Source organism: Methylophaga sp. UBA4204, assembly GCF_002379485.1.
Taxonomy (GTDB): domain Bacteria; phylum Pseudomonadota; class Gammaproteobacteria; order Nitrosococcales; family Methylophagaceae; genus Methylophaga.
This window is the reverse complement of sequence record NZ_DFTU01000097.1, coordinates 1-9,227: the sequence shown is the minus strand read 5'-3', so window position 1 is coordinate 9,227 and position 9,227 is coordinate 1. Positions and strand designations below refer to the sequence as shown.

Annotated in this window: 9 protein-coding genes; 2 read left to right on the top strand and 7 right to left on the bottom strand. The window is 46.2% G+C overall.

Annotated features, from left to right (window positions below):
- Positions 1-66: 66 nt before the first annotated feature.
- The 6 genes from ruvB to glnE are packed head-to-tail and all read right to left on the bottom strand — an operon-like array spanning position 67 to position 6,836.
- Entirely contained in the window at positions 67-1,080 is a 1,014-nt protein-coding gene (ruvB, locus tag B3182_RS14720) for a Holliday junction branch migration DNA helicase RuvB (RefSeq protein WP_292358159.1), read from the bottom strand.
- Positions 1,081-1,082: 2 nt separating this feature from the next.
- A complete protein-coding gene (gene ruvA, locus B3182_RS14715; RefSeq protein WP_014705249.1) occupies positions 1,083-1,679 on the bottom strand; it encodes a Holliday junction branch migration protein RuvA in 597 nt (198 codons plus the stop codon).
- Positions 1,676-2,215: a crossover junction endodeoxyribonuclease RuvC gene (ruvC, locus tag B3182_RS14710; RefSeq protein WP_292358160.1), complete on the bottom strand. Its 540-nt coding sequence runs from the start codon at positions 2,213-2,215 to the stop codon at positions 1,676-1,678. The genes ruvA and ruvC overlap by 4 nt, the downstream gene beginning before the upstream one ends.
- A gap of 13 nt (positions 2,216-2,228) precedes the next feature.
- Entirely contained in the window at positions 2,229-2,978 is a 750-nt protein-coding gene (locus B3182_RS14705) for a YebC/PmpR family DNA-binding transcriptional regulator (RefSeq protein WP_292358161.1), read from the bottom strand.
- Between the two features lie 48 nt (positions 2,979-3,026).
- Positions 3,027-3,956: a branched-chain amino acid transaminase gene (locus tag B3182_RS14700; protein ID WP_292358163.1), complete on the bottom strand. Its 930-nt coding sequence runs from the start codon at positions 3,954-3,956 to the stop codon at positions 3,027-3,029.
- Between the two features lie 42 nt (positions 3,957-3,998).
- On the bottom strand, positions 3,999-6,836 hold the full coding sequence (gene glnE, locus B3182_RS14695) for a bifunctional [glutamate--ammonia ligase]-adenylyl-L-tyrosine phosphorylase/[glutamate--ammonia-ligase] adenylyltransferase (RefSeq protein ID WP_292358165.1): 2,838 nt from the start codon (positions 6,834-6,836) through the stop codon (positions 3,999-4,001).
- 122 nt (positions 6,837-6,958) lie between these two features.
- Here glnE and B3182_RS14690 point away from each other — a divergent pair, with 122 nt between their 5' ends.
- Complete coding sequence (locus B3182_RS14690) at positions 6,959-7,579, top strand: alternative oxidase (protein ID WP_292358167.1); 621 nt, start codon at positions 6,959-6,961, stop codon at positions 7,577-7,579.
- A 64-nt stretch (positions 7,580-7,643) separates the two neighbouring features.
- Positions 7,644-8,012, top strand: coding sequence for a DUF6164 family protein (locus B3182_RS14685; protein ID WP_289281406.1), 369 nt, complete (start codon positions 7,644-7,646; stop codon positions 8,010-8,012).
- Positions 8,013-8,102: 90 nt separating this feature from the next.
- Here B3182_RS14685 and groEL read toward each other — a convergent pair.
- On the bottom strand, positions 8,103-9,227 hold a 1,125-nt coding region (gene groEL / locus B3182_RS14680), incomplete at its 5' end, for a chaperonin GroEL (RefSeq protein WP_292753310.1).

The following is a 9,227-nucleotide window of genomic DNA, read 5'->3' as shown; positions in this document are numbered from 1 at the left end:
GATATACAACGCCACCACTATCCGTATCTTCGTAATACACTCTCACCGGCCAATCAAAAGACTGCATTAATCACCTGTCAGATCTAAATCCGGTGTCAGACCCAAATGCAAAAAAGCCCGTTTGGTAGCGATTCTGCCACGAGGTGTCCGCATGATAAATCCTTCCTGAATCAAAAAGGGTTCAATAACATCTTCAATCGTGCCACGCTCTTCTCCAATAGCCGCGGCAATATTGTCCAATCCTACCGGGCCACCGGAAAATTTTTCAATGATGGCCAGCAATAGTTTGCGGTCCAACATATCAAAACCAAATTTATCGACATCCAGCAAATCCAGTGCCTGTCTGGCAATTTCTGCTGTGACAATACCATCAAACCGCACTTCTGCGTAGTCACGAACCCGTCGTAATAAACGGTTGGCTATTCGCGGCGTGCCTCTGGAACGGTGAGCAATTTCACCTGCACCATTAACGTCCAGCGTTAAACCTAGAATACGTGCGCTACGCTGCACAATCGTACTTAAATCAGCGACATTATAAAATTCCAATCGCTGCACAATGCCAAATCGGTCTCGCAAAGGCGAGGTCAGTGAACCAGCGCGGGTTGTTGCTCCGACCAGGGTAAATGGCTCAAGATCCAGCTTAATTGAACGAGCTGCCGGTCCCTCACCGATCATGATATCGATCTGGTAATCTTCCATCGCCGGATACAACACTTCTTCAACCACCGGGCTTAATCGATGAATTTCATCGACAAACAATACATCATTCGGCTCTAGATTGGTCAGCAACGCTGCCAAATCACCAGGACGCTCTAAAACCGGCCCCGAAGTTTGTCTTAAATTAACGCCCATTTCATTGGCGATAATATGTGCCAATGTGGTTTTACCCAGCCCCGGAGGACCAAATATCAGTGTATGGTCCAACGCTTCTTTGCGTTGCCGGGCCGCTGAAACAAATAATTCCATCTGCTCGCGCACCACCGGTTGCCCAATATAGTCCTCGAGTCTAATGGGCCGGATAGCCCGATCCACCCGGTCATCATCATTCAGCGTTTGCGGAGTAATAAAACGTTCATCCATAGTTAATTACGCTGTAACGCCTGTCTGATGATTTGCTCAGTAGTCATATCCTGGGCATCAAAACTACGGATCATTCTGTCTGCTTCGGCGGCTTTATACCCTAAAGCAATCAAAGCTTCCAGTGCTTCTTTTCGTGCCCCGCTGCTACTCGGCATATTCGTCGTAATTTGTTCATCAAGCCCCATTGCAGAACCGACTTCCTTAAGTCTGTCGCGCATCTCTATAATAAGACGATCTGCTGTCTTTTTACCGACACCAGGCAAACGCGTCAAACTTGCGGCATCACCTTCCTGCACACTTCGAGCAAAGCTATCGACGTCGCTACCCGATAAAATCGTCAGTGCCAGTTTCGCTCCCACTCCATTTACCTTAAGTAAACTGCGAAATAATAATCGTTCGCGAGTAGTAGCAAAACCATACAACAACTGGGCGTCTTCGCGCACGACTAAATGGGTATATAAACTCACTTTTTCATTAAGTGACGGCAAATTTACAAAAGTAGACATGGGAGCGGAAACTTCATAGCCCACCCCATTTACATCCAGCACCAATTCCGGCGGCTGTTTTTCGATAATAATTCCGGTAAGACGACCAATCATCGGCTATAGCGTCCTCCTCGACGACGACTGATCCGCATTCCTGCGGGAAGTTTATTGCTGAGACTATCCAGTGCTGCATGATTTGCATGGGTTACCGCACAGGCCAAGGCATCTGCGGCATCTTCCATTGGCGCTTCTTTTAATTGCAACATGACCGACATCATATACTGGACCTGTTCTTTTTTGGCATGTCCATTACCAACGACAGCTTTTTTTATTTGTGTGGCGGAATATTCATGGACTTTTAAATGTTGATTGACTGCGGCACAAATGGCAGCCCCTCGAGCCTGACCAAGTTTCAAAGCTGAATCAGCATTTTTATGCAGAAACACCTGTTCGATAGACATAATTTCAGGTTGATACCGCAGAATCAGATCGGTCAATCCATCAAAAATCTGTTTCAGACGATCAGCAAACTCGCCATCACCCACCAGCAATCTGCCATTAATGACGTGCTTAATCTGTTTACCGTCAAGCTCTATGATGCCAAAACCGGTTTTACGGGAGCCGGGATCAACACCGAGAATGCGTGACATAGGGGGATGGCCGCTAGTTCTCCAGCTGCGCCATCACCTCATCAGAGAAGTCTGCATTTGAATAGACCTGTTGCACATCATCAAGCTCTTCAAACGCTTCTATCATGGCGATGGCTTTTTGTGCGTCATCCAACTCCAGACTGACGGTATTGTCAGGGTGCATGGTGACTTCGGCTGATTGCGCCTCAAAGCCAGCGGCATCCAAGGCATCTTTAACAGCAGCATACTCATCCGGCGTGGTAAACACATCGATGGAACCATCATCATTGGTGACAATATCTTCAGCACCCGCTTCCAGCGCGACTTCCATGACCGCGTCTTCATCCAGACCTGGCGCTAGACTGATAATGCCTTTTTGATTAAACATAAAGGCCACACAGCCATCGGTGCCCATATTGCCACCGCGTTTACTGAAAACATGGCGTACCTCAGCAACCGTGCGGTTACGATTGTCCGTCATGCAATCCACCATAATAGCGATGCCATTTGGCCCGTAGCCTTCGTAACGTACCTCTTCGTATGCAGCACCCTCGAGTTCACCTGCACCACGCTTAGACGCTCGTTCAATAACATCTTTGGTCATATTACTGCCCAAAGCCTTATCGATGGCAGCACGTAAGCGTGGATTAGTCGCCGGGTCACTACCGCCCATTCTGGCGGCAACAGTAATTTCACGAATCAGCCGGGTGAACAGTTTGCCGCGTTTGGCATCTTGCGCACCTTTTCTATGCTGGATATTCGCCCATTTACTATGACCTGCCATTTGGTACTAACCTCTTTGTTATTACGTTAAATATTTAGTTTTTCTGAATTAAACCAGGGTATTCCAGTCGCGATAATATTCGCTGCGACCATAAACCTGATCGAAATACATGCTTTGCAACTGTTCAGTGATTGGACCGCGTTTGCCCTCGCCAATAGGACGATTATCCAACTCACGAATAGGGGTAACTTCTGCGGCAGTGCCAGTGAAAAAGGCTTCATCACAGATATAAACTTCATCACGCGTAATGCGTTTTTCAATGACTTTCAAACCAATATCGTTCGCCAGACGCATAACGGTATCGCGGGTAATACCTTCCAGTGCAGAGGTTAACTCAGGTGTATAAAGTACACCATCACGCACCATAAAAAAGTTTTCCCCACTGCCTTCAGTAACAAAGCCGTTGGCATCTAATAAAAGTGCTTCGTCATAACCATCATTCACGGCTTCCTGCAACGCCATCATCGAATTCATGTAGTTGCCATTGGCTTTGGCTTTACACATGGTGATATTCACATGGTGACGGGTAAACGATGAGGTTTTAATGCGAATACCGCGGGTCATGTTTTCTTCACCCAGATAGGAACCCCAGCTCCAGGCAGCCACCATCACATGTGTTTTTAAATTGTCAGCGCGGATACCCATGCCTTCAGAACCATAAAAACACATCGGACGAATATAGGCAGAATCCAGTTTGTTATCTCGAACCACAGCACGTTGTGCTTCGTTTAAAGTCGCTTTATCAAACGGGATGTTCATACCGAGAATCTTGGCGCTACGGAAGAGCCGGTCTGTATGCTCCTGCAGGCGAAAAATAGCAGCGCCAGCATCTGTTTGATAGGCACGGACTCCTTCAAACACCCCCATTCCGTAGTGCAGTGTATGCGTCAGCACATGGACTTTAGCTTCGCGCCAAGGCACAAATTCGCCATCCAACCAGATAACGCCATCACGATCTGCCATTGTTACTGCTGCCATAATTACCTACTTTTGAGACTTAATATTGATATCAAACTGGTCTTAACGTAACCAGCGTTGCCAAATTGCGTTCACTTGTTGCTGAAAATCGGCCACTTTGGCCTCCGGCACCACTGCCGGTTGTTCCTGAAGAACACAATGATTTGCTTCACTACGATAATAGCGATAAGCATCTGCGAGCATGTTCCCTTCTTGTTCACTGAGCTTGCCTGTCGCGACTAAAGCATCCAAAATTCGGATATTATCGGTGTAAACCATCAGATCTGGCAAGCTTGCTGACCAAGCTAGTACTGCATATTGCACCATAAATTCAATATCAGTGATACCACCTACGCCCTGCTTAAGATCAAAATTTCCTGCAGACGACTTATCCAGTTGCTGACGCATTTTATGGCGCATTTCACTGACTTCTTTTGCCAGCTCGGATTCAGTACGTGATTTGGACAAAACTTGCTGGCGAATGTTACTGAATTCTTCAGCTAATTTTTTATCTCCTGCGACACACCTGGCTCTGACCAGAGCCTGATGTTCCCACGTCCAGGCTTCATTTTGTTGATAATCATCAAAGCCTGAAATTGGACTCACCAGCAACCCTGAATTACCCCTTGGCCTCAGTCGCATATCGACTTCATAAAGCACTCCACCCGCAGTCACGGTATTTAATAAGTGGATCATCCGCTGAGCCAAACGTGTATAAAACACCATCAAATCGACAGGTTTATCACCATCAGTCATTCCCTCCCGCGCATCATCAAATACAAAAACTAAATCCAGATCTGAGCCATACCCCAACTCCAGTCCACCTAATTTTCCATAGGCAATGACACTAAAGCCGCACTCCGTCATATCATCTTTATCCGCAGCGGGCGGTAATCCGTGACGCGAGATCAGATATTGCCAAGCCAATTGCAACACACGTTCCAACAAAATTTCTGCCAATTCGCTGAGTTGATCACCGATCCGCATCAACGGTAATACTTCGGTGACATCTGCTGCAGCAACATGCAAAGTGGCAATTTGCCGAAACTCCCGCAATAAATTCATTTGCTGTTCAAGATCGGTGTCTTCAGCAGCTGAGAGGAACTGGTTTAATAAGGCTTGTTGCTGTTCTCGGCCAGGCACTTCGTAAAGTGATCGCGGATCCAGCAATTCATCCAGTAATACTGGATAACGTGCTAACTGATGGCTAATTAATGGACTTGCCGCACAGAGTTTGACCAGTTGAGATAAGGCCAGGGTATTTTCAACTAATAGCGACATATAGGCTGAACGTCGCATAATCGATTCCAATAACGGAATCATCCGATTCAGGCAAGTATCAGGCTCATCAGTGCCAGCAGCAGCCTGAACCAATAATGGCAATAATTTTTTGAGACGTCCGAGACCGGTATGACTAAGGTTTTTCACGACATGTAGGTTCAACAATTTTTCAATCGTCTGTTGGGATTGCTCTGGTTCGTGATATCCCCATGTTTCAAGATAAGACGTTATTTCTGCTTCGCTGGAAGTTAACAATGCAATACTGTCGGTACTCTCATCATCGGCCTGTGGTGCAGTCAGTAATTGTTGGAAATGTTCATGCACCTGCTGCCGATGTTCACTGAGAGTTTCAACAAAAGCAGTCCAGCTCTCAAATCCCATACTCCTTGCTAAACGAATTCGGGCCTCATTATTACTGGGTAATAAATGTGTTTGTTGATCTGCCCAGGCCTGAATACGATGTTCTGTTCGACGCAGAAACACATACGCATTTTTTAAGGCTGTTACAGCGTAATCTGACAATAATTTTCGCTCAGCCAATAAATCCAGAATCGTCAGAATGGGTCTTTGCTGCAAAGGTTTGTCACGCCCGCCATAAATTAACTGAAACACCTGACCAATAAACTCAATTTCGCGGATCCCTCCTGCTCCAAGCTTGATATTGTCTTCCATGCCTTTTAAATGAAGCTGTCCGGCAATCATGGATTTCATTTCACGCAGTGAATCAAACATGCCGTAATCAAGGTAACGTCGATAGACAAACGGTCGTAGTAGCTCGCTGATAGCTTTCTTATCCTGTTCACTGCCCGTAACAGGTCTTGCCTTGATCATTGCATAGCGTTCCCATTCCCGGCCTTGAGTCTGGTAGTAATCCTCCATGGCATCAAAACTGGCGACTAATGATCCACTTTCACCAAACGGGCGCAAACGCATATCTACCCGAAACACAAATCCATCAACGGTCACATTATCGAGAGCCTGAATCAGTTTGCGACCCAAGCGAGTAAAAAACTCTTCATTGGTGAGGCTTTTCCGTGCGCCTTGTGTTTCGCCATCATCAGGATAGGTAAAAATCAAATCTATGTCAGAAGACAGGTTCAATTCCCCGGCACCCATTTTGCCCATCCCCAGCACGATTAAATGCTGTGGCTGAGCCAACTCATCCATCGGGGTGCCAAGCAGTTCGGTTTGCCATTGATAAAGCTTGTTTAATGCCTGCTCAACGCAACAATCCGCCAATGCCGTTAACTCACGCACCGTTTCTGCCAGATCGGCCCATCCACTTAAATCCCGCCAGATAATACGCACCATTTCTCGGTGTCGAAAGAACCGCAATTGTTGTTGCAAAGTGGCTTCATCATTTACCTGTGCCAGCCGGGTTTGCAGGCGTTGCTGATAGCCATCTTCTGCATAGACAGTTTCCAAATCACCACTTTCGACCAACTCACGCAAACGCTGTGGTTGCCTGTCGCCCTGATTCAACACATACTCACTGGCCGTTAATACTTCAGAGGCAGAATCAAGCAGATTTTGCTTATCCTGCAGAATCGATTGCCATCGTTCTGTAAGTTGTGTTGTGGTCATTTTTGCCTCATTGGATATTTCAAAATGCACAGTCATTGAAAATGTGTCTAAACTAACAGAACATATGACTTATCGCGATGTAATAACCACGAAATTTTCACATCGGCAAATGTATTTTCTCAGACTAAATAACCTTCGTCTCGTCAAAGGAGACAACGATGGACAGCAATGAATATAACGCCCCGCATTTCACCCCAAAAAGCGTTTCTGATCGGGTGGCGCTGGCAATTGTAAAATTTATGCGTTTTTTTGCTGACGTCTTTTTTTCCGGGCGTTACGGACATCGTGCTGTCGTACTGGAAACGGTTGCAGCCGTACCTGGCATGGTTGGCGGGGCTCTTCAGCATCTTCGTTCACTGCGCCGGATGCAAAATGATGATGGCTGGATCAGTACTTTGCTGGAAGAAGCTGACAATGAACGCATGCATCTGCTTACCTTTGTGCATATTGCCAAACCAAGCTGGTTCGAACGCGTGTTGATTATCATTGCTCAGGGTGTGTTTTATAACTTGTTCTTTATTTTATATATTTTCTCATCTCGAGTAGCCCATCGAATTGTTGGTTATCTTGAGGAAGAAGCTGTGTACAGCTATACCGAGTATTTAGCAGGTATCGATTCAGGCAAATACGAAAACGTAGCCGCACCGCAAATTGCCATTGATTACTGGAACCTGCCACAGGATGCGCTGCTACGTGATGTAGTGTTAGTTGTAAGAGATGATGAGGCCAAGCATCGTGATGTAAATCATGATTTTGCCAATCAATTGCAAAACGCCTAATATGCCGCTGAATGAAGTAACAAATCGGGTTAGATTCTAACCGCGCTGACAGACAAGGACGACTATGGCGACTTTATTATTTCGACTCAACAATGTACCTGAAGACGAAGCGGAAGACGTTCGGCAATTGCTGGACGATAAAGGCTTTGCCTTTTACGAAACTCAGGCTGGATTTTTTGGCCTTGGTGTGGCAGCCATCTGGTTGATAAATGATGAACAACTGCCTATTGCCAAAGCCACGCTCGATGAATATCAGGCCAAACGCGCTATAGATCAGCGTCAGCAATATGAAAATCTGCGTGCAAATGGCGAAATACCGGGATTTTTCCAATCCATTTTTCAGCATCCATTTCGCTTTATAGGCGTATTACTGTTAATAGCCTTTGTATTGAGCCTGATGTTGATTCCTTTCTGGAAAACATTACACCCTTAAAAGCTCTTTTCAATTTAATTAGCCCAAAAAAAAACCCCACCTCTTTCGAGGCAGGGCTTTTTTGTGTGCTGAGAGCGATGCTGTAACGAATTACATCATGCCGCCCATGCCGCCCATATCAGGCATTGCAGGAGCTTCTTCTTTCGGAATTTCAGCAATCATGGCTTCAGTGGTCAACATCAGACCCGCAACCGAACCAGCATTTTGCAATGCCGTACGCGTTACTTTAGTTGGATCCAGAATACCCATTTCAATCATATCGCCATATTCACCGCTTGCAGCGTTGTAACCGTAGTTACCTTTACCTGCAGCGACTTCATTTAAAACAACAGAGGCTTCATCGCCAGAGTTGGTAACGATTTGACGTAAAGGTTCCTGCATTGCACGACGTGCGATAGCAATACCAGCATCCTGATCCAGGTTGTCACCTTTCAGTTCGCCCAAGCTTACTTCGGCACGAACCAGAGCAACACCACCACCAGCAACTACGCCTTCTTCAACGGCAGCGCGAGTCGCATGTAATGCATCTTCAACACGGGCTTTTTTCTCTTTCATTTCAATTTCAGAGCCAGCACCAACACGAATTACCGCAACACCACCGGCTAACTTAGCCACGCGTTCTTGCAGTTTTTCTTTGTCGTAGTCTGAAGATGAATCAGCGATTTGTGCACGAATCTGTTCAACACGTGCAGTAATTTCATCCGCACGGCCTGCACCATCAATAATAGTGGTGTTTTCTTTGCTGACAGAGATTTTCTTCGCTTGCCCCAGATCATCCAGAGTAACTTTTTCCAGATTCAGACCAACTTCTTCAGAAATCACGGTACCGCCAGTTAACACAGCGATATCTTCCAACATCGCTTTACGACGATCACCAAAACCTGGCGCTTTAACCGCACAGACTTTAACGATACCACGCATGTTGTTAACAACCAGAGTGGCCAACGCTTCGCCTTCAACATCTTCTGAAACGATCAGCAGTGGACGGCTTGATTTGGCAACCGCTTCCAGTGTTGGCAGCAGTTCACGGATATTAGAGATTTTTTTGTCGTACAGCAGAACGTATGGGTCATCCAGATTGGCTGACATAGTTTGCTGTTCGTTAACAAAGTATGGAGACAGGTAACCACGGTCAAACTGCATACCTTCAACAACGTCGAGTTCATTTTCAAAACCACGACCGTCTTCAACCGTGATAACGCCTTCTTTACCCAC